We start from the raw sequence: 20,737 nt of genomic DNA on the forward strand, positions 1-20,737 counted from the left end.
TATAAATTAGTTTGATTTAATATTCATCACTTTCCTGAATCGGAATAGCTCGCAAGAAAGTATCAAATTCTTCTCCGGGATAATTACTGTCTGCACCGTAAGAATCAATAATAATTCCTAAATTCTTATCATTATCCTGCAAAACGTACAAAGCAACATTGTCATCGGGATTGCTGTCACCTTCAAAACGGTAGGTTTTTAGAATGACCAATTCCTCCGGAAGGTAACTTTTTTCAGAATTATCATATTTCATTTGGCATTCGTCATTCATTCTGAATTCTCTGTGAATACCCCTTTTTCTCAAGGTTTCCATGACTTGGCTTAGGGTTGACATTTGGTCATTGTTTTCTGAATTTTCCATAATAATATTTATGTTTGTCAGTGCAATTATTAAACCATAAATTAGGAAGCAGATTTTAACTCAGCATTAATAAATTCGCTATAAATATTAACAAAAATTGTCATATCAAAAATATAAAAAGGTATACTATTTGATAGAACACAATACAAAATCGTGAAAAACATGAAAAAAGAAGTAGGAGTTTTACTGGCAGGAGGAGTAGGTCTTTTGGCAGTAATAAGTTTTTTAAGCGTAAAGAAAATTTTAGGTAAAAAACACAAAAAGTATAATGAATACTATTCGGATCATCACAGACACTTTGATAAAAAGAGTGATGATGACGATCATGGTATCGAGTTTTACGCATTCAAATAGGAAGTAGTAACAGATATAAATTTTTTATAAATCTGGTGTCCATTTTTTGGATTGCCGGATTTTTTTTGTGGAAAACTTTAGTGTTAAAACTTATTATTTTCCAATTAAAGGTTTATAATTTTACATCAGAAATGCAGAACGAAAATATCATAAAAGGTCAGGGAGCGCAGCGAAATGTTATCAACCGTTTCGACAGATATACCTTTGAGCCTGAAGATGAAGATTTTGAAACTGTAAAAACCACTTTCACTGAAGTTTTTCCGAAAAGTATTGTGAATCAAGTTAAAAGTGAAGATTTACCGATGGAATATTCGATGAATCCATACCAAGGTTGTGAACATGGATGTTCTTATTGCTTCGCAAGACCAACTCATGAATATTGGGGTTACAGCGCCGGAATTGATTTTGAAAGAAAAATCATGGTCAAAAAAAATGCTCCTGAATTACTCGAAAAATTTTTCAAAAAAAGAGGTTACAAACCTGAATCTATTTTGCTTTCCGGAAACACCGATTGTTATCAACCTGCCGAAAAACAATTCGAAATTACAAGAAAAATTCTACAAGTTTGTCTTGATTACAGACATCCTGTCAATGTGCTGACAAAAAATGCTTTGGTTTTAAGAGATATTGATATTCTGAAACCGATGGCTGAGCAGAATTTAGTTTCTGTATCATTAAGCATTCCGACCATCAACGAAGATCTTCGCAGAAAAATGGAACCAAGAACGAGTTCTTCCAAAAACAAACTGAAAGCAGTAGAAATTTTGTCTGAAAATGGAATTCCTGTTAACGTCATGGTTGCGCCGATTATTCCGGGATTGAATAGTGATGAGCCTTTAGCGATTTTAAAAGCAATTTCTGATGCGGGAGCTCATAGTTTTGGCTATACTTTGGTGAGATTAAATGATACGGTAGAGCCCGTTTTTGTAAAATGGATTGAAGATGCGTTTCCCGACAGAGCTCAGAAAGTTTTAAATCTTATCCGTTCCACGCGTGGCGGAAAATTAGGAGATAAAAGAATATTTGAAAGGCAGAAAGGAGAAGGAAATATTGCTGAAATGATTCATAATACTTTTAAGATTGGTAGGAAAAAATATTTTGACGGCAGAGAATTTCCTAAGCTTTCCACGGATGGTTTTACTGGAGCGAAAGAGCAGCAGTTGAGATTGTTTTAAACAAAAAAACCGCTTCATAAGAGAAACGGTTTTTATCATTACTGATATTTTTTAAATAGAATCATCCGGACATTTAAAATCTTTACTGCAAGTTGCACAGACAACAACACCATTACAGTAATACATACAGAAATCTGGTTCCGGAGATCCTTTGATTCCGCCTGCTCCAGAGATTGATTTTAATTGGTCTTTGCTTAATTTTTTTAGATTTTTCATAACGTTTTGTTTTAAAATTTGATGGTTTAGTAAATATAATTAAAATTTAATTATATTTTATATTTGTTGGAAAAATTATTAAAACATTATGCTATACTTTTATTAAACATCAATTATCCCTAAACTAATTGATTTTTTCACAAGTCCCGCAATATTATTTACCTGAAGTTTGTTGAAAATGTTTTTTCGATGCGTTTCTACAGTGTGTTTGCTAATATAAAGTTTTTCAGAAATTTCATCGGTTGTAAATCCTTTACTTATAAAATTAATGATTTCCTTTTCTCTTTTGCTTACAATGCTTTTGTTAAAATCATACTTTTCTGCTGTCTGAAAATCTTTGTGAAAAACTTTTTCGTCATCCAACACAATTTTTTTAATACTATCGATCAATATTTCAGAGTTTGTATCTTTAAGTAAGTAACCATCAACATCAGAAGCAGAGATCATATTAGAATAAGAACTCATCACCAGTATTTTTATAGTGGAATAAGTCTGTCGCACCATTTTGGAAAGTTCAATTCCATTGATTTCCGGCATTGATATGTCTGTAATCAATATGTCTGGTTTTTGAAGCTTTAAATTTTTTATTAAATCAGAATAATTGCTACAGGCATATATTACTTCAAGATTTTCATCTTGTTCCAAAAGCATGTTGAGACCTTTCAAAAAAATGAGATGATCATCAATAATGGCAATTTTTATTCTTTTTTTCATAATTTGATTTCAATAATGATTGAAGTGCCTTTATTTGTGTTTGATTGTATATTAATTTCACCTGATATTATATCTAATCTTTCCTGAATGTTTTTTAACCCAACTCCTTTCTTATCAACAGAAAATCCTATTCCATTATCGGTAATAATGATATTGAGATCATTAAAATGTCTGTTAATGGATAATTCTACTTCTGTAGCTTTGGCGTGTTTTGATATATTGTTGAGTAATTCCTGCAAAACCCTGTAAATATTTATCTTTTTTGTCTCGTTTAAATCATCAAGAGCATTTTCAGGATAAATATGAATATCAAAATTGAATTCATTTCTTTTCCGATAGCTAAGCTCCAAATCTAATATAAGATTCCTGAGATTTTTTTCTTTGAGATTATTGATACTCAGATTGTGAGAAATCTCTCTTATTTCCTGAAATACATCAGAAAGGTTATTTTGGATTTTTTCTAAATTTTCATTATTAAGATTAACATTTTCTTTAGCTAATAATAATTTTATTCCTGCCAAATCTCCTGCAACGCCGTCGTGTAAATCTTTAGCAATTCTGTTTCGTTCAAAATCTTGTCCTTTTACAAGAGCGCTCATTTCTTTAAGTTCCTGATCCTGTATTAATTTTTCTTTTTCCTGTTGATGATTGATACTTTCCTGTTGTCTCAATTTTTTCTGAAACTGCGATCTTTTATACATAAAATATAAAAATCCGATCAATATAAAAATAAGCAATACAGAAGTGATAATCATTAGTTTGCTCTTTTTACTCTGTAGTTCTCTTTGTTGATTTAACAGCTGAATTTGACTGTTTTTTTTATCAACTTCATATTTGGTTATAATTTCATTGATGCTTTTAGCTTTTTCTATAGTAAAAATGCTGTCATTTAATCGATTAAATATTTTTTGATAGTGATATGCTTGTTGGTATTCTCCGTTTTTTTCGAGAACGGTATTAAGATCATCCATTAAAGACATTCTATAATCTAAAGGAACAGAATGGTTTTCTGCAACTTTTTCTGCTTTAAAATAATAATCTCTCGCCTGAGAATACTGTCCTTTTTTGTAGTAATATCCTCCGAAATTGTAGTAGTACAAAAAATAAAGGCTGGAATCATCCAAATCGTCAATCAGTTTTTTTGCAGCATTGAGGTGTGATAGTGTTTTATCAAAATTTCGATATTTATTTTCACTCATATAAAGAACAGACAAATTGATATGAATGTCATACTGTTTTTGTTTGTTTTCAAGTTGTTTGGCTATTGAAAGTGCAGTATTAAAATATTTTAGTGCAAGTCCCGGATTTTTCTTTCGCTCAATCATTCCTAAATTATTACAGCTACCGAATTGATCTGCGATTAAGTCATTTTCTTTTGTAAACTGATAGTCTTCTTTATAATATTTCATCGCCTGAATCGTATCATTTTGCGATAAGAACAGGTTTCCTAAATTTTTTAAAGCAATGGTTTTTTCTTTAAGTTTATTTTTTTCGGATATTTTCAATGATTTAAGGAAAAGCTGAATGGCAACAGGATAATTACTTTCATTTTTTTTAATAAGTCCCAACTGATTGTATGCTAAAGCAAGCGTTTGATAATTATTAGATTCATTAGCAATAGGAATTGAAGTATTGATATATTTTTGAGCCTTATTAATATCTCCTTTTTGATAGAAACAATATCCTAATCCATAATATCCTTTTGAAAGGTAAAAATTATCTCCCTTTTTCTCACTAATTATTCTGACCTGATTAATGTAATAGATTGAAGAATCTAAATCTTTTGTCAGGTTGCTTCTATAATTTGTAAGCATTTTTTCAATTTCGGAATCTTTTTTTTGACCTTTGTAAAAAATACTAATAAATAGGCAGATTAATATAAAATGTTTCATCATCTAGAGTAAATATACCATAATTATGGGATGGTTTGTAAAATATATTAAAAATACATTTGTATTATAAAATCCCAAACGATGCTAAAGTCTACATTATTATTTTTATTTGGATGCTCTTTTTGTTTTGCGCAGATTCAAGTTAGCACAACTTCAACAATGAATTTGGAGGGTGACGGAACTAAAGTAAAAAGTACTGACGGACAGGGAAGTGGAAGTGGACCGAGTACTCCACCACCTCCGACTTATAATAATACACAAGTAATGAGAGATAATACAGATGTATTTATCGACCAAGGCAAATTAAATGTGATTATTAACCAACAGGACAAAAAAATAAGTAGATATTTTGTAAATGACGGATATGGCAATAAAAAGATAGACGAAATAATATCTGCGACAAATTCTTTCAAGGTAGATATATCTAATCTGAACTCGGGTCATTATTATATTTCAGTTGTGCTTGTCTCGCCTAATGTAGTTCTAACCAAATCATTTATAAAACCGTAACAAAAAATATTAGTAATAAAGTATTCAAATATAAAATTAATATTGATATTCTGGAAAACACAAATCTATATACACGAGTGATCAAATGCCGTATCCGAAAAGCTAAAATAAAGTAGGAAAATTAAAACAACTATTTATGAAAAACTTAAAAAAAATTTCAAGAGAAGATTTAAAATCTGTAAATGGAGGATACATGCAATGCTCATCAAGAGGTTGTTGTGATTATGTTAGAAATCCACACCTTGCTCCACCGTGTTGCAATAGAATAATTCCTCTTTGCCCTGTAACTAATCCAGTTTAATCAAATGTTATTAAATTGATTCTGTGGTGCTCTAATAATCCAATCCCAGTCTAAGCTGAGAAAAAGATACACTTGGACTGGAGATTTTAATTGCTTTTAATATGAAAAATTTAAAAAAATTATCAAGACAAGATTTAAAATCTGTTAGTGGAGGAATATATACTCAACCTCCTAGTGTTTGGTGTGCACTGGGTAAACAGCCAGTGAAATGTGTTGATCCCGATACTGGAGCTATATCTTGGCAATGTATAGTAAATGGAAATCCAATGTTTTGCGTGAGAGTTATACCAGTTTAAAAAGCTATATAACAAAAATAGAATGTATTAACTTAAACAGGCTTTAAATCAAAAAATAATTTCTATTATGAAAATTTTAAAAAATTTATCAAGAGAAAGTTTAAAAACAATCAAGGGTGGTTATAAGTATTGTGATACAGCTGCAGATTGTGGTCCGGGATTTTGTTGTTCATTAGATAAAAATAATGGAAAAGGATGTAGAACAATATCTGGAGCAGGTGGAACAGGATCAAATGCTTATTATTGTAATGTGGATTAAATTTTAAATTATTTAAATATGAAAAAACTATCAAGGCAAGATTTAAAATCTGTGAATGGAGGGATTGATAACCAAAAAAAATGTTGTGCGAGAGATACTTGCGGAAACTGTGTTTATTGGGTTCCTAATAATCAAATCTGCCCATCAGTTATTATTCCAGCTTGTTGATGAATAATGTCTTTTATATAAGATTGATAAATAAGCAAAATCTAAAATAAATATTAAACTATGAAAAATCTGAAAAAACTTTCAAGAGAAAAATTGAAATCAGTTAATGGGGGTGTTATGGAGTCAATTATTAGATGTTGTAAACTTAAAACTTGTCCAACAAACCCATATTGTCATAGGGTTATTACTCCTGTTTAAATAGACTTCTAAGTTCCTAAAAACTTGTACAAACTGAGCAAACCAAATCATGTAAAATACGATGTGTTTTTTAGAGAACAAAGAGTTAATAATTTATAATTAAAAAAAGTTGAGAAACATATATGTCTCTCAACTTTGTATTTATTGTAGGATATTTATTTCTGAGCTTTCAAAGCTGTATTCTCTTCTTTCATTAGAAATCTATGGTATCAAAATCACATAATCATGTTATTTTATTTTCATATCGCAATAAATATATTTAATGAAAAAAATAATAGAATATAATTCTAAATAAAATAACTATTTTTATTATCTTCATAAAAATTAATAATACACCAATTCATGAATTTTGACCGTCTCATAGACCACTTCAAACTTGACAAGCAAGAATTTTACTTCCAATTCAATTCTCATCCTAATTACCCATCTGCATTGGCTTTCAGTGATACTCTCAATTTCTTGGGATTAAAAAATGATGCTTACGAATTGGATAAAGAATATTGGGACGAATTGCCTGAAGAATACATGGCTTTGGTTGATAATTCGTTTTCTCTGGTAAAAAAGAAGGGCAGCGATTACACGATTTATTCTGATAAAGTAAAAACACTGACTAAAGAAGAACTTTACAAAAACTCTGGTGATTTTGTACTCCTTTTTGAGAAAACTGAGAATGTAAAAACAAAGTCTTTCTTCAATTTTAAACCATTTATTTATCTTGTTTTTGGGATTATTATTCTCTATTCATTCTTGCAATTTAGATGGTATGAAAGTATTTTCAACATATTGTCACTGGTCGGAGTTTATATTTCGTTAGAACTTTTCAATCAAAAATTTGGTCAGGAATCTGCTGTTGTAAGTAATATTTGTGGCGGTGCTGCAAATAGTTCTTCTCAAAGCTCATGTTCAAAGATTTTTTCTTCCGATAAAACAGATGTTTTAGGATTAAAACTTTCAGATTTTAGTTTAATTTATTTCTTAGGAATTACTTTTAGCGGTCTTCTTTTTCCACAATCTCAGGTTATTTTGCGAATTACTGCAATGATTTCAATTCTTGTGATTTTTTACTCTTTTTATGTTCAGGCTTTTGTTGAAAAATCGCTTTGTAGAGTTTGTTTGGTTATTATTCTTGTTTTGCTAGGTCAGATTGCATTAAGTTCTTTCTATTTTAGTTGGGACATAAATTTGTCTGCTGTCTTTACAAGTATTATACTATTCATTTCTCTATTTTTCACAGTTGCTTTTTTAAACAATCTGATGAATCAAAAAGAAGAACTCAAAAAATCTAATGCAAAAAATCTTAGATTTAAAAGAAATTATGATCTATTCAAAAGGGAACTTACCGATAATGAAAAAATTGATTTTGCAGATAAACACACATTTTTCTTAGGAAACAGAGATGCCAAAATGCATATTTCAGTCGTTTCTAATCCTTATTGTGGATTCTGTAAAGATGCTCACAAAATTATTGAAGATTTGTTGTTGCAATATCCGGATGAGATTTCTGCACAGATAAGATTCAATTATTCAAATGAGAAAACTGATGAGAAATATACCAGGCTTATTTCAGACTTTTTAAATATTTATAAAAATAAATCACAAAAAGAATTTTTAAATTCCGTTGATACTTGGTTTAAAAATAAAGACGAGAATGAAATTAAGAGAAAATCCGGAACAGAAAATATGGAAGATCTTACCAGTCTTATTCAAATGACAGCAGAAAATAGTTCTGCCGGTCTTAATTTCACACCGGTCTTTATCATCAATGGTTATCAGTTCCCGGAGAAATATGACCGTGAAGATATTCATTATTTTATCAGCGAATTGATTGAAGATGAAGATTTTCCGTCGTAATTATTTTCATTTAATTAAAATTGTTTAATTTTAAATTGATTAAAAGCGAGATCCGAAAAGCTTAAAAAGAGTAGGAAATTACCAAATCAATTTTTATGAAAAATTTAAAAAAAATCAACCGACAGGAAATGAAAACAATTCAGGGCGGTCTTACCTGCAAAGGCGGACAACTTTGCCTGATCGACGGAAAATGGAAATGTATGCCTTACGACGGCTGCGGTGGCGGAAATCAGCCATAAATTAATCATCAAATCAAACTAAATTACAGTATTATGAAAAATTTTAAAAAAATCTCAAGAAGTCAATTGAAAGACATTAACGGTGGCGCTTCAGGTTGCTCTCAGGCATGTTGCCCACCTCCGGGAATAAAAAGATGCCCAAATATTTATTGTTTTGCACCATGTCCTGTAGAATCTTAAAATTAAGAATATGAAAAATCTGAAAAAATTAGGAAGAAACGAAATGAAAGACATTTTTGGAGCCGGCCCAATTCTGATTGGCTGTTCTAAAAGTTGCTGTCCTACAGACGGAAGACCAAGATGCCCGAAAATCTACTGTCCGGCAGTTGTTTGCCCACAGTATATTTAAATTAAATAAAATTTTAAAAATTTCTTTAGTGTTAGAAAAAATCCCTTATATTTGATTTATAGCGGATTCCGAAAAGCTAATAGAGTAGGAAAACAAAATATTATTTATTATGAAAAATTTAACAAAACTTTCGAGACAACATTTGAAATCCATCAGCGGAGGCTTGCGAGCTTGCAGAGATGGTTGTGCACCAAACCAATGTTGCCTGACTGGTAATGTTTGTGGCACTCCTGGGAATGGAAGGCTGTGTCAGGCGCCAGACAGTAATGGTTGTGCAGCTGGAACTTACTATTGTGATTATACTCTTAGCTGTATTTCTGAGAGCCAATTATGCGCTCTATAAATTATTCTTTATAAATTTCACTGTCGTTAAAAAATCCCTTATATTTGATTTATAGTGGATTCCGAAAAGCTAGTAGAGTAGGAAAAAATAAAAACAAATTATTTATTATGAAAAATTTAAAAAAATTATCAAGAGAAAATCTTAAAAAATTAAAAGGAGGAGGAAGAATAATGCACGAGCCATTATATCCATGTTATGACATACGTGATGTGAGTCATTGTTATGGTGATTATTATAATTGTGCAGTTCATTCTAATAGTTGTACGCCGATGGAATTCTGTGGTCAAACACTATATTGCATGTGGTAATAACCTTTTAAAAATATCTTAAATTAAGGCTGTATTTATACAGCCTTTCTAATATAAAACCTTTGAAAAAAAAATTCCCCTTTTACCTTCAGCCCGATTCCAAAGATTGCGGTCCCACATGTCTCAGAATTGTCAGCAAACATTACGGCAAAAGCATTTCGTTACAACAGATCCGTAATCTTTCAGAAACGACAAGAGAAGGAAGCAGTCTGCTTGGTTTGAGTGATGCTGCCGAAGATTTGGGCTTCCGTTCTTTGGGAGTGCAGATCGATTTTAATACTTTGGCTGAAGAAGTTCCGTTCCCGTGTATTGTACACTGGAATAAAAATCATTTTGTAGTTGTTTATAAAATTGATAAAAACAATGTTGTCTATATTTCAGATCCTAGTTATGGTTTGATCACCTATACACGAGAAGAATTTATCAAACGATGGATCGGCGAAAATGCCAATGAAAACACCGAAGAAGGAATTGCTTTGATTCTCGAAACTACTCCTGCATTTTTTCAGACCGAATTTGACGATCAGGAAAGTAAAGCCAGTTTTTCTTTTCTTTCAAAATATTTGTTGAAATATAAATCGCTGATCGTTCAATTGGCAATTGGTTTGTTAGCGGGAAGCTTATTGTCACTTATCCTGCCCTTCCTTACTCAAAGTATTGTGGATGTTGGAATTCAGAATCAGGATTTGAATTTTATTTATTTGGTTTTACTCGCTCAAGTCATGCTTTTTCTTGGTAGAATGGGAATCGAGGTTATCCGAAGCTGGATTTTACTTCATCTTTCCACTAGGATCAATATTTCCATCATCTCAGATTTCTTTATTAAATTAATGAAACTTCCAATCAGTTTCTTTGATACAAGAATGACGGGTGACATCATGCAGAGAATCAACGACCATCATAGAATTGAGCAGCTTTTGACCAATTCATCTTTGAATACATTATTCTCTTTAGTCAATCTGATCATTTTCAGTATCGTTTTACTATTCTATGATTACAGATTATTTGTTGTTTATTTAGTTGGAGCAATTTTATATATCGGATGGATCACTTTTTTCCTCGGAAAAAGAAAAGAGCTCGATTACAAAAGATTTTCACAGGTTTCTCAGGAACAAAGCAAAGTTATTGAGCTGATTAACGGAATGCAGGAAATCAAAATGCATAACGCTGAAAAGCAAAAACGATGGGATTGGGAGTTTCTACAGGTTAAACTGTTTAAACTAAGAATAAAATCCTTATCATTAGAACAATGGCAATCTGTTGGTGGAAATTTCATCAATCAGATGAAAGATATTTTGGTGAGTTTTCTTTCTGCTAAATTGGTTTTAGAGGGAAATCTTACTTTAGGGATGATGCTTTCCGTTCAGTACATTATCGGACAACTAAACAGTCCTCTTTTACAGTTGATAGATTTCATCAAACAAACTCAGGATGCTAAGATTTCGTTGGAAAGATTAGGTGAAATCCATGACAAAGAAGATGAGGAAAACAAAGATGAGCAATATGCTACTGAAGTTCCGGAAAAAGATATCGAGATTAGCAATATGTCGTTCAGATACATCGGTTCGGATGTTCCGGTTTTTGAAAATTTAAGCTTAAACATTCCTTATCAAAAAACAACGGCAATCGTCGGAGCCAGCGGAAGCGGAAAAACGACCCTATTAAAATTATTAATGAAATTTTATGAACCCAATGAGGGCGAAATAAAAATAGGAAATACTCAGATGAAAAACATTTCACCAAGATTCTGGAGAGATCAGTGCGGTGTGGTGATGCAGGAAGGTTATGTTTTTAATGATACGATTGCCAATAATATTGCTATAGGTGAAGATTATGTAGATAAAATAAAACTGAGAAAAGCAGTTGAAATTGCCAATATCAAAGAGTTTATTGAAGGATTACCGTTAAGTTACAATACAAAAATCGGAAACGAAGGACTTGGCGTGAGTGGCGGACAAAAGCAAAGACTGTTCATCGCAAGAGCGGTTTACAAATCCCCGGAATATATTTTCTTCGATGAAGCAACAAGTGCGTTGGATGCTAACAATGAAAAGGTAATTATGGAAAATCTTGAACAGTTTTTTGAAGGTAAAACAGCCATTGTGATTGCACATAGATTATCAACTGTAAGACATGCCGATAAAATAATTGTTTTAGACAAAGGTAAAGTCGTGGAAGAGGGAAATCATACAGAATTAGTAGCTTTGAAAGGTGAATATTACAGACTCGTTAAAAATCAGCTAGAACTTGGAAACTAAAAAAGACATTTTAGACAATATAGAGCTCCGCTCAGAAAGCGTTCAGGATATTCTCACGGAACCGCCACATTGGATGTTCCGATGGGGAAATACAATTATATTTATTATTCTCTTGCTCATTCTTGGGATGAGTTACATTATAAAATATCCTGAATTTGTTCCTGCTCCTATTATTGTGACCTCGAAAAATCCACCTGAGAAAATCGAGGCAAGAAGCAGTTCGAAAATAGAAAAAATATTTATCAAAGATCATCAAAAGGTCAAAAAAGGTGATGTAATGTTGGTTTTGCAATCTACAGCACATTATGAAGATGTTTTAAAATTAAAAAAAATAGTAGATTCTATAGCTTCAGATCAGTTGCTGTCGTTTCCTGTTACTGAAGTTTCTCATTTTAAATTGGGTGAACTACAGGGAGATTACAACAGTTTTGCAAAAGCTTTTCAGGATGAACATCTGTTTACAAGATTACAACCTTACGCTCCGGAAAATCTAGCAGCCAATCAAAGTATTTCAGAATCGAGAAGTAGAATCACGAATTTAAGACAGCAAAGAAATCTTGAAGCTGCAAAAACTGAGCTTACTCTGAAGAATTATAAACGTTCACAAGAATTATTCAATCAGGGCGTAATTGCGGCAGTAGAATTAGAAGGTGAAAAACTAAAATACCTTCAGGCTCAGCAGAATTTAGAAAACATAAGCATTTCTTTATCTCAAATGCAGGAAAGTATTTCGAATCTCAATAAAACAAAAAGCGGAGCGGCTATCAATACCGAAAAAGATAAAATCACGTATTCATCGCAGACTCTACAGTTATTTGAGCAGTTAAGAAAATCTCTTAAACAATGGGAGCAAAGTTACCTTATTGTTTCTTCTACCGACGGAATGGCGAGTTTTCAGCAGTTTTATGGGGAGAATCAATTCGTAAAAGCTGGAGACCCAATTGTTTCAATTTTACCAGATCATACAGAGCAGTTGGTGGGAAGAATGTCTGTGCCGACAGCAAATTCCGGGAAAATTATTCCGGGAGAAAAGGTTTTAATTAAATTAGACAACTACCGTTTCCAGGAATACGGAATTATTGAAGGGAGAGTGCAGAACATCTCTTTGATTCCCGATGACAAAGGGAATTATTACGTAGATGTTGTTCTGCCAAAAGGTTTGAAAACATCATATAACAAGACATTAAAGTTTGATAAAGAATTGAGAGGAAATGCTGAAATCGTAACGCAGGATCTAAGATTGATTGAAAGGTTTTTCTATCAGATCAGAAAATTGCTGGGATATCAATCATAAATCTGATTCAACTTAAAAAAATCTGTGTCAATCTGTGAAATCTGTGGGAAGAATTACTCTCCATGGATTTCACAGATGATACTGTTTGAAAATAAAAAAACCGAACTCAACGTCCGGTTTCAAAATTATTTTTTAATCAATCCTAATTCAATTAATCGTTCATGTAGAAACTCTCCTGCAGTTGTATCTTCGTACAGTTTAGGATGATTTTCATCTACACAATTTTCTAAGGCATTCAGCGACATTTCGCTTACCGGGTGCATAAAGAAAGGGATAGAATATCTTGAAGTTCCCCACAATTCTCTCGGCGGATTGACGACTCTGTGAATGGTAGATTTCAGCTTATTGTTGGTGTGTCTTGAAAGCATATCTCCAACATTAATCATCAATTCGTCTGGCTCTGCAATCGCATCGATCCATTCTCCATTGTGATTCTGAACCTGAAGACCTTTTCCCTGAGAACCCATCAAAAGAGTAATCAAGTTGATGTCTCCATGAGCAGCAGCTCTTACCGCATCATCGGGCTCCTGAGTAATTGGCGGATAGTGGATGGGTCTTAAGATCGAGTTGCCTTCTGCAATTTTATCATCAAAATAAAACTCATCGAGACCAAGGTACAATGCCAACGCTCTCAAAACATATTTCCCAGTTTTTTCAAGCATCTGATAAGTTTCTTTACCGACTTCATTGAACTTTGGAAGTTCGTCTACGATCACATTGTCAGGATATTGGCTTTTGTATTTTGAGTCATCCGAAACGTATTGTCCGAAATGCCAAAACTCTTTCAAATCACCTTTTTTAAATCCTTTTGCAGTTTCTTTTCCGAAACCTACATAGCCTCTTTGTCCGCCAATTCCGGGAATCTCGTACTTTTGTTTGGTTTCTGTGGGAAGTTCAAAGAAGTTTTTAACTTCTCCATAAAGATCACCTACGAGTTTGTCATCAAGGAAATGTCCTTTTAAGGCGACAAAACCAATTTCTTCGTAAGCTTTTCCGATTTCATTTACAAATTTCTGTTTGCGTTCCGGTTCACCCGAAAGGAAATCACGCAGGTCTACACTAGGTATTTTATCCATTTTATAGAAATTTTACGTGGGGCTAATTTACAGATTTTTTGGCTTAAATGATTTTACAATTAATTATTTATAAACTAAATTTGCTCTATGAAAAAATATTCCTCCAAGAGAAGTATTCAGGTACTTGCCAATCTTTTTCAGCAATACAATATTTTAGACGTTGTCATATCTCCGGGATCTCGAAATGCTCCTTTGGCGATTCATTTTTCGGAAATGGATGATTTCAACTGCTTCAGTATTGTAGACGAAAGAAGCGCAGCATTTGTCGCTCTTGGAATGGCGAAAAGTGAGAAAAAACCAGTTGCAATTGCTTGTACAAGCGGTTCGGCCGCAGCAAATTATTACCCGGCAGTGACAGAAGCTTTTTATTCAAACGTTCCGATGTTGATTTTGACGGCAGACCGACCTACAGATTATGTTGACTTGTTTGACGGACAAACCATAAGGCAAAACAACCTTTTTCATCAGCATTCTTACGGAGATTTTCAATTGGTGGAAGACAGTAAAGATGATGCGGAAAACATCAATTCAAATATTATAAAAAAGGCAATCGAGCTTTGTTTTGAGAAGCAAGGCCCGGTTCATATCAATATTCCTTTGGAAGAACCTTTGTATGACTTGGTTTCTGAGCTTCCGACTTTTCCTAAGGTTGAGAAAACAATCAAGAAAAAAGAATACGAAATTCCATCCAACTTGGTGGCAGACTGGAATACTTCACAGAGAATCATGATTCTAGTCGGGACAAAAGATTACAGTCCGGAACTTGAAAATCAGTTGACGCAATTGGTGAAAAATCATTCGGTTGTGGTTTTAAGTGAGGCCAATTCAAATTTGTATCACGAGAAGTTTTTCAGACATATCGACCGTTATATTTTTGCGTTTACTGATGAAGATTTTAAAACGTATGCTCCGGATTTGTTGATCACTGTCGGGCAAAACGTGGTGTCAAAAAAAGTAAAACAGTTTCTAAGAAATGCGCACCCAAAACAGCATTGGCATTTGGATGAAGTTTGGCAACCTGATACTTATTTTTCTCTTACGCAGAAAATAGAAATCAAGCCAGAGCTTTTCTTTTCTAAACTTTTGAATTTCATTAATTTAGAGCCAAAACCATATTATAATCTTTGGGATGTTTTAAGGGATAAAAAAGATAAAAAACATTCTGAGTTTTTGAATTTGATTGAGTTTTCTGATTTTTATTTCTTTAATAAAGCTTCGCAAAGCATTCCTGAAAATTACAATATTCATTTCAGCAACTCGTCGGCAATTCGTTATGCACAGTTGTTTGATTTTGGTAAAAGAAAAATGTATTGCAACAGAGGAACCAGCGGAATCGACGGTTCAACTTCCACAGCAATGGGTTTTGCCATAAAAAATGCAAATCCGACTTTGTTGATTACGGGAGATCTAAGCTTTTTCTACGACATCAATGGACTTTGGAATCAATATATTCCGCCATTTACGAGAATTATTATTTTTAATAATGGCGAAGGAAATATTTTTAAAATTATTCCCGGACCAGGAAACGCAAACTCAAATACCGTTGACGAATTTATATCAACAAAACATCACAAGAATGCAGAGTTTTTAGCAAAACATTTCGGATTTTCTTATGTGAAAGTTGATGATGACGGAACTTTAGATAGGGTTTTTGATAATTTCTTCAAGCCCGATGCACAGCCTAAAATCATGGAAGTTAATACACAAGGTAAAAATAATGCGGATACGCAGAAAGCTTATTTTAATTTTTTAAAGGAAATCTAAGAAATATTGAACCATTAAGAAAAGTTAAGCAGTAAGATAGGTTAAGAAAAATCTACAGATTTTTTAAGAATGAATTTTTACAGCGAAGCTAAATCTTAATATTCTAAACTCTTTAAAAAATCTTAATGGCAAAAAAATAGCAGATTTATGTAATCATAAATCTGCTTAATTCTTTTAATCTGCGAGAGTATATTGTAAATCTACATATCCAAATAATCATCATTTCCCGGAAGGTTAGTAATCTTCGAAATCGGATAAATAAACATATCGTCAAAATCATTCAAAGCATTAATCAATTGAAAATGTGAGAATTCTTTGATGTTTTGTAAAGTGATTTCTGCTTCTTTGATCTTCTTTTTCTTTAAAAGATATTGTCTCTGAACTCCGTTTAAAAGATAAGTTGAGGGCGTAAACCATTCTTTCCCTTTTTGGAATAAAAGATTTGAAAATGAAGTATCAGTAATGTGATTGTTTTTTACAATGATGATTTCTTCAGCTTTAGATTTCATCTTCATTTTCTCCAGCTCTTTTCGATCCTCAAATTTGAAGGAATAATCATAAATATTATTCTCCACCAGTTGGAAATCTTGTATTTCCGGAATTGCGTAAGGAATCATCATGGTTCTGAATTTCTTATCCAGATCATAAGTCAGTCTTAGTTTGTACAAGCCATCCTCATCATGATTCAGGTTTTTAAAGATTTTTTCCAAATCAATAGAACCTTCCTTCCCAAAATGGGCGAAAGTTTCGTTCACACGCTTCTGATGAAATTCCAAAAGGAATAACTCTTGATCTTCTACTTTAATGCTTTCAATGAATTGGGACATAGATTTTATTTTTCATTTCTTCGTACTCGTCTTCTAACTTGCTCATGTGCGTGATTCCGCCGCCGCTTTTGAAATACAGTTGATTGCCTTCTTTTTCGATAAAACGAATCATCACGCAACTGTCAAGATTTTCACCGTCAAACCAACCGCAAACTCCGGTATAAAAACCTCTGTCAAAGCCTTCAGCTTCCAAAATTATTTCTAAAGTTTTTGGCTTTGGAGCTCCTAAAATAGAACCTGCAGGAATAAGTTTCTGCATAATGCTTCCTATTTTTCCTTTAAACTCTGGTTTTAAATTTCCTGAAATTTCCGAGCTCATTGCAAAAAGATCTTTTTGATGGGTTTTCAGAAAATCAATGTACTGAAATTTATCAACCTTCACATCATCTGCGACCATACTTAAATCATTTCTCAGCAAATCCACAACGGTGTAATGTTCGGCTTTTTCTTTTTTATCGTTCTTCAAAACTTCTGCAGCATTCTCTAAAGATGCGTCGATAGTTCCTTTCATCGGATAAGTGAAGATTTTATCACTGATTATTTTGACGAAAGTTTCAGGAGAAAAAAATACGAAAAAATCTTTATATAAAACCTTGTATTTTGCCTGAGAATGATGAAAAATTTCTTCCAAACTTAAATTAGTTTCAATTTTCGTTTTTCGGGTGTAATTTGTTAAGTATGAATTTCCTAACCGAATATTATCCTGAACAATATCAAAACCTTTTTGGAAACTTTCCAGCGTTTCAGGATAGAATTTCCATTCCGTTTTTTTGTCTAATGCTTCCTGTTTTTTTGTGTTTGAAAATGACTGAAAATCAATTAATAAACCATTTTCTTTAATTTCGTTTTCTCTGAAAACTTCAATCTTATCAACAAGAAAATCGATGATAAAGAAAAAGGGAACTTTCTGTTGTGAAAGTTCGTCCATTTCAATAAATTTTTGATGATTTGCCGAAAACATTCCGCAAAAGTAGTTATTGATGTTTACTTTTGCACAAAATATTTTTTAATGCAGGAGAATTATCCACAAAAACCGGGAATCGATTTTATTTTAAAGCAGGCATTTTTTTACTGGAATAAAACTTTGGTGTATCAACTGATGTTTTCGCTTATTTATTTAACTCTGTTCTTTACGGTTTTCTTTTATTTTTCCGGACAGTACGGTATTATGGATCAGTTTTTTGGCGCAATGTCAAATTACATGAAAGTTGGTCCATCAGGAATGGAACAGTATAAAACAGATATTTCCATGATAATTGCAGGAAAAGGATTTCAAAATTTTTATCTTGGAATGGTGGGAACTCAGATATTCCTTTATCCATTAAATTTAGGTTTTTTTCAGATTTTCAGAAAAATTGATTTGAAAGAACCTATTGAATGGAGAGATCTGTTCGCCGGATATAATGGTCTGAACTTCTTCAGATATGCAAGCTATTTTATATTTTGGTATTTTTTATACAGTTTTATTGCTCAGACTCTTGTGCTTCCAATCTTTTGGGTAATGATTACATTATTTGTTGCGCCGTTAATGTTTTTCCAAAACAAAACTATTTTTGAAGGAATTGCCTTAAACTGGAAAGCATTGAAGATGTATTTTGTTGAAATTTTAGTTTGTACGATTGTTGCTGTTTTATTTAAATATTTAGGTTTCGGAATATTTTTGATTGGTGGATTGTTCACTTTACCCTTTTGGAATGCAATGATTTATTCTCTTTACAAAACTATTTTCACAGAGAAAGTTTGATTTTGGCAATTGTGTAACGTTTTTGTTCTCAAAAAAAATTAAATTTGAGAAACATTAAAAATAAACACCATGTCAGAATTTAACGAATTTGATCAACAAGGTTCTGTTCCCGAAAGGAACACCAGTTCTATAATTTCTCATGCTTTCGAAATGTATAAAGGGGTTTTTCTTTATGGTCTCGTTATCATGATTATATTTTTTATCGGAGATTTTGTTATTCAGAGCATTACAGGCTACAATTCTTGGAGTGGTTTTAGAAATTTCAGAGATTTTGATGGAGATTATTCTGATTTTGTTAGCTGGAACCGACCGGGTGTTTCATCCTATTATTCGGGATATAGTTTTCTGGGTATTCTCATGTCTCCATTGTATGTTGGTTTAATTTATATCACTAATAAATTTAATACCAAAGAACAAATAGATTTTTCAGACCTTTTTATAGGTTACCGCCAAAATTTGGGTAATATTTTATTGTATAGCTTGATTACAACGATCATACTTTGGATCTCCTTTGCGATGTGTTTTATTCCTGTTATATTTGTTTATCCGCTGTTTTTCCTTGGTTATCCTATTTTATTATTTGAAAATGCAACTGCGATGGATGCACTTTCAAAAACGTATAATCTTGTAAAAGAAAATTACAGTGTATTTTTAGGAACTGCTATTTTGGGAGGACTTATAAGTCTTTCAGGAATTGTTTTATGTTGCGTTGGTATAGTTTTTACTGCGTGTTTTATGGAAGTCGCTATGTACTCTGCATACTGCGCTTATTTAGGCAGACCACGACAAATAACAAATAAATAATGAAACCACACGACAAAGAAAATCAAATCAGCAGCGTAGTAATCAAGCAGATTTTTCTACTTGCGATTATTCTGATTTTAGTAGCTTTAGTTTGCTTTAATCTTGCCATGTTTATTCCTTCTGTTCTAGGAGCGATTACGATTTATGTCGTTTGCAGGAAATACAATTTTTACTTGCAAGAAGAGCGAAAATGGAAACCTTGGGCTTCTTCTTTGGTTTTGATGTTGGCAAGTTTGATTATTATCATCCTTCCAATTTATTTTATTATTGATTTGCTGGTTGAAAAGTTGGGTAATGCACAAGCTTACATGGATAAATTCAATGTTTTTGTAGACAAAATACATGATTTTGTTTATTCGAAAACCAATATTGATCTTTTAAGTAAAGAAAATATGAGCAAACTGAAAAGTTTTGCAGGAAAATATTCAACCTCAGCATTGAGCGGGACTTTTAATGTCTTGACGGTAGTGATGTCGATGTATTTTATTCTTTATTTTATGTTTGAAAAGCCAAGACTTTTTGAAAGAATTTTGGCTTCTGCAGCTCCTCTGAAAAGAGCTAACGTTTCTATGATTGGAGAAAAAATGCGTAAATTGATTTTGGCAAATGCAATTGGACTTCCTGTAGTCGCAATCGGACAGGGAATTGTGGCTTTAATTGGATATCTTATTTTTGGAGCTCCAAGTGCGATTTTACTTTTTGCGCTTACTGCAGTTGCTTCAATGATTCCGATTGTGGGAGCTGCAATTGTGTATGTTCCTATCTGTATTTTTATGATTGCGGAAGGACAAACCGGACCTGGAATTGGTCTTGCAATTTATTGTTTGGTTGTTGTTGGTTTAACAGATAATGTACTTCGATTTACATTGCTTAAAAAATTAGAAGATATTCACCCATTAAATACCGTTTTCGGAATTATCATGGGAATGAATTTATTTGGCTTTATGGGATTGATTTTCGGGCCGATTTTGGTTTCTTTTACACTTCTATTAATTCAGGTGTATAGAAATGAATTTTCTGATGATGAAACCCCTGAATTACAACTTTCAGGAAGAGATGATACTCTAGAAAATAATACTGATTTAATAATTTAGAAAAAATGGAGCAAGGAATAAATCCCGAAATTCTGCAGGAAATATGTGTAGTAAAAATGCCTTTTGGGAAATATAAAGATACCGTTTTAGCTGATCTTCCAATTAGTTATTTGGAATGGTTTCAACGCCAAGGAATGCCTCCCGGAAAATTAGGAATGCAACTTTCTACAATTTATGAAATAAAATTAAACGGGTTGATGGATTTACTGACTCCGCTTCGCAGTGGAAAAGTAAGTTATGATACGCCTAAAACTAAAATTTATAAGTTTTAAAATGTGCGGCTCCGTAGGAATCGAATGTGTGTAGAAATTTTAGCAATTAGTTAAGAGTGTTCCGTAGGAA

Annotated in this window: 28 protein-coding genes; 21 read left to right on the plus strand and 7 right to left on the minus strand. The window is 32.5% G+C overall.

What is annotated here, in order from left to right; genetic code table 11:
- Positions 1-16 precede the first annotated feature (16 nt).
- The gene (locus tag OF897_RS02285) at positions 17-361 is read right to left on the minus strand and encodes a hypothetical protein (RefSeq protein WP_267264068.1); all 345 of its coding nucleotides are present in this window, start codon (positions 359-361) and stop codon (positions 17-19) included.
- Positions 362-523: 162 nt separating this feature from the next.
- On the opposite strand from OF897_RS02285, the gene OF897_RS02290 reads away from it, so the two are divergent.
- Together OF897_RS02290 and OF897_RS02295 are read left to right on the plus strand one after the other, a co-directional pair.
- The gene (locus OF897_RS02290; protein WP_267264069.1) at positions 524-715 is read left to right on the plus strand and encodes a hypothetical protein; all 192 of its coding nucleotides are present in this window, start codon (positions 524-526) and stop codon (positions 713-715) included.
- A gap of 131 nt (positions 716-846) precedes the next feature.
- Positions 847-1,890 (plus strand): PA0069 family radical SAM protein, encoded by a 1,044-nt coding sequence (locus OF897_RS02295; RefSeq protein ID WP_267264070.1) that lies wholly within the window; start codon positions 847-849, stop codon positions 1,888-1,890.
- Positions 1,891-1,941: 51 nt separating this feature from the next.
- On the opposite strand, the gene OF897_RS02300 is transcribed toward OF897_RS02295, so the two are convergent.
- From OF897_RS02300 to OF897_RS02310, 3 genes are all read right to left on the minus strand, one after another.
- Positions 1,942-2,106 (minus strand): bacteriocin-like protein, encoded by a 165-nt coding sequence (locus OF897_RS02300; protein WP_267264071.1) that lies wholly within the window; start codon positions 2,104-2,106, stop codon positions 1,942-1,944.
- 102 nt (positions 2,107-2,208) lie between these two features.
- Positions 2,209-2,820, minus strand: coding sequence for a response regulator transcription factor (locus tag OF897_RS02305; protein WP_267264072.1), 612 nt, complete (start codon positions 2,818-2,820; stop codon positions 2,209-2,211).
- Complete coding sequence (locus tag OF897_RS02310) at positions 2,817-4,634, minus strand: tetratricopeptide repeat-containing sensor histidine kinase (RefSeq protein WP_267264073.1); 1,818 nt, start codon at positions 4,632-4,634, stop codon at positions 2,817-2,819. The genes OF897_RS02305 and OF897_RS02310 overlap by 4 nt, the downstream gene beginning before the upstream one ends.
- 159 nt (positions 4,635-4,793) lie before the next feature.
- Between OF897_RS02310 and OF897_RS02315 the strand changes: the two genes are divergently transcribed.
- From OF897_RS02315 to OF897_RS02360, 14 genes are all read left to right on the plus strand, one after another.
- The gene (locus tag OF897_RS02315) at positions 4,794-5,222 is read left to right on the plus strand and encodes a hypothetical protein (protein WP_267264074.1); all 429 of its coding nucleotides are present in this window, start codon (positions 4,794-4,796) and stop codon (positions 5,220-5,222) included.
- A 136-nt stretch (positions 5,223-5,358) separates the two neighbouring features.
- Positions 5,359-5,523: a bacteriocin-like protein gene (locus OF897_RS21645; protein WP_407648261.1), complete on the plus strand. Its 165-nt coding sequence runs from the start codon at positions 5,359-5,361 to the stop codon at positions 5,521-5,523.
- A gap of 101 nt (positions 5,524-5,624) precedes the next feature.
- Positions 5,625-5,819, plus strand: a complete 195-nt coding sequence (locus OF897_RS02320) for a bacteriocin-like protein (protein ID WP_267264075.1) — start codon at positions 5,625-5,627, stop codon at positions 5,817-5,819.
- 67 nt (positions 5,820-5,886) lie between these two features.
- Positions 5,887-6,078, plus strand: coding sequence for a bacteriocin-like protein (locus OF897_RS02325; RefSeq protein ID WP_267264076.1), 192 nt, complete (start codon positions 5,887-5,889; stop codon positions 6,076-6,078).
- Positions 6,079-6,246 carry a bacteriocin-like protein gene (locus OF897_RS02330; RefSeq protein WP_407648267.1) on the plus strand — a complete coding sequence of 56 codons (168 nt, stop codon included), beginning with the start codon at positions 6,079-6,081 and terminating at the stop codon, positions 6,244-6,246.
- A 60-nt stretch (positions 6,247-6,306) separates the two neighbouring features.
- Positions 6,307-6,444: a bacteriocin-like protein gene (locus OF897_RS21650; protein ID WP_407648262.1), complete on the plus strand. Its 138-nt coding sequence runs from the start codon at positions 6,307-6,309 to the stop codon at positions 6,442-6,444.
- A 342-nt stretch (positions 6,445-6,786) separates the two neighbouring features.
- Positions 6,787-8,295 (plus strand): vitamin K epoxide reductase family protein, encoded by a 1,509-nt coding sequence (locus tag OF897_RS02335; protein WP_267264078.1) that lies wholly within the window; start codon positions 6,787-6,789, stop codon positions 8,293-8,295.
- 95 nt (positions 8,296-8,390) lie between these two features.
- Positions 8,391-8,534 carry a bacteriocin-like protein gene (locus OF897_RS02340; protein WP_263002858.1) on the plus strand — a complete coding sequence of 48 codons (144 nt, stop codon included), beginning with the start codon at positions 8,391-8,393 and terminating at the stop codon, positions 8,532-8,534.
- Between the two features lie 33 nt (positions 8,535-8,567).
- Positions 8,568-8,714: a bacteriocin-like protein gene (locus tag OF897_RS02345; RefSeq protein ID WP_267264079.1), complete on the plus strand. Its 147-nt coding sequence runs from the start codon at positions 8,568-8,570 to the stop codon at positions 8,712-8,714.
- Between the two features lie 10 nt (positions 8,715-8,724).
- Complete coding sequence (locus tag OF897_RS02350; protein WP_267264080.1) at positions 8,725-8,883, plus strand: bacteriocin-like protein; 159 nt, start codon at positions 8,725-8,727, stop codon at positions 8,881-8,883.
- A 109-nt stretch (positions 8,884-8,992) separates the two neighbouring features.
- Positions 8,993-9,226, plus strand: a complete 234-nt coding sequence (locus OF897_RS21655) for a bacteriocin-like protein (RefSeq protein WP_407648263.1) — start codon at positions 8,993-8,995, stop codon at positions 9,224-9,226.
- A gap of 107 nt (positions 9,227-9,333) precedes the next feature.
- Positions 9,334-9,534 carry a bacteriocin-like protein gene (locus OF897_RS21660; RefSeq protein ID WP_407648264.1) on the plus strand — a complete coding sequence of 67 codons (201 nt, stop codon included), beginning with the start codon at positions 9,334-9,336 and terminating at the stop codon, positions 9,532-9,534.
- Between the two features lie 62 nt (positions 9,535-9,596).
- Positions 9,597-11,792 carry a peptidase domain-containing ABC transporter gene (locus OF897_RS02355; RefSeq protein ID WP_267264081.1) on the plus strand — a complete coding sequence of 732 codons (2,196 nt, stop codon included), beginning with the start codon at positions 9,597-9,599 and terminating at the stop codon, positions 11,790-11,792.
- Positions 11,782-13,086, plus strand: a complete 1,305-nt coding sequence (locus OF897_RS02360; RefSeq protein WP_267264082.1) for an HlyD family secretion protein — start codon at positions 11,782-11,784, stop codon at positions 13,084-13,086. The genes OF897_RS02355 and OF897_RS02360 overlap by 11 nt, the downstream gene beginning before the upstream one ends.
- 125 nt (positions 13,087-13,211) lie before the next feature.
- On the opposite strand, the gene OF897_RS02365 is transcribed toward OF897_RS02360, so the two are convergent.
- On the minus strand, positions 13,212-14,162 hold the full coding sequence (locus tag OF897_RS02365; RefSeq protein WP_267264083.1) for an isopenicillin N synthase family dioxygenase: 951 nt from the start codon (positions 14,160-14,162) through the stop codon (positions 13,212-13,214).
- 87 nt (positions 14,163-14,249) lie between these two features.
- On the opposite strand from OF897_RS02365, the gene menD reads away from it, so the two are divergent.
- Positions 14,250-15,926, plus strand: coding sequence for a 2-succinyl-5-enolpyruvyl-6-hydroxy-3-cyclohexene-1-carboxylic-acid synthase (gene menD, locus OF897_RS02370; RefSeq protein WP_267264084.1), 1,677 nt, complete (start codon positions 14,250-14,252; stop codon positions 15,924-15,926).
- A 200-nt stretch (positions 15,927-16,126) separates the two neighbouring features.
- On the opposite strand, the gene OF897_RS02375 is transcribed toward menD, so the two are convergent.
- Positions 16,127-16,753, minus strand: a complete 627-nt coding sequence (locus OF897_RS02375; RefSeq protein WP_267264085.1) for an aminotransferase class IV — start codon at positions 16,751-16,753, stop codon at positions 16,127-16,129.
- Entirely contained in the window at positions 16,737-17,714 is a 978-nt protein-coding gene (locus tag OF897_RS02380; protein WP_267264086.1) for an aminodeoxychorismate synthase component I, read from the minus strand. The genes OF897_RS02375 and OF897_RS02380 overlap by 17 nt, the downstream gene beginning before the upstream one ends.
- A 48-nt stretch (positions 17,715-17,762) precedes the next feature.
- Here OF897_RS02380 and OF897_RS02385 point away from each other — a divergent pair, with 48 nt between their 5' ends.
- The 4 genes from OF897_RS02385 to OF897_RS02400 all read left to right on the plus strand — a co-directional run bounded on the left by OF897_RS02385 (position 17,763) and on the right by OF897_RS02400 (position 20,667).
- Entirely contained in the window at positions 17,763-18,497 is a 735-nt protein-coding gene (locus tag OF897_RS02385) for a hypothetical protein (protein ID WP_267264087.1), read from the plus strand.
- 69 nt (positions 18,498-18,566) lie between these two features.
- Positions 18,567-19,301 carry a beta-carotene 15,15'-monooxygenase gene (locus OF897_RS02390; protein ID WP_267264088.1) on the plus strand — a complete coding sequence of 245 codons (735 nt, stop codon included), beginning with the start codon at positions 18,567-18,569 and terminating at the stop codon, positions 19,299-19,301.
- Positions 19,301-20,395: an AI-2E family transporter gene (locus OF897_RS02395; protein ID WP_267264089.1), complete on the plus strand. Its 1,095-nt coding sequence runs from the start codon at positions 19,301-19,303 to the stop codon at positions 20,393-20,395. The genes OF897_RS02390 and OF897_RS02395 overlap by 1 nt, the downstream gene beginning before the upstream one ends.
- A gap of 17 nt (positions 20,396-20,412) precedes the next feature.
- Positions 20,413-20,667 carry a DUF3820 family protein gene (locus OF897_RS02400; protein WP_267264215.1) on the plus strand — a complete coding sequence of 85 codons (255 nt, stop codon included), beginning with the start codon at positions 20,413-20,415 and terminating at the stop codon, positions 20,665-20,667.
- Positions 20,668-20,737 lie beyond the last annotated feature (70 nt).

This window comes from Chryseobacterium formosum (assembly GCF_026460885.1).
GTDB lineage: Bacteria > Bacteroidota > Bacteroidia > Flavobacteriales > Weeksellaceae > Chryseobacterium > Chryseobacterium formosus.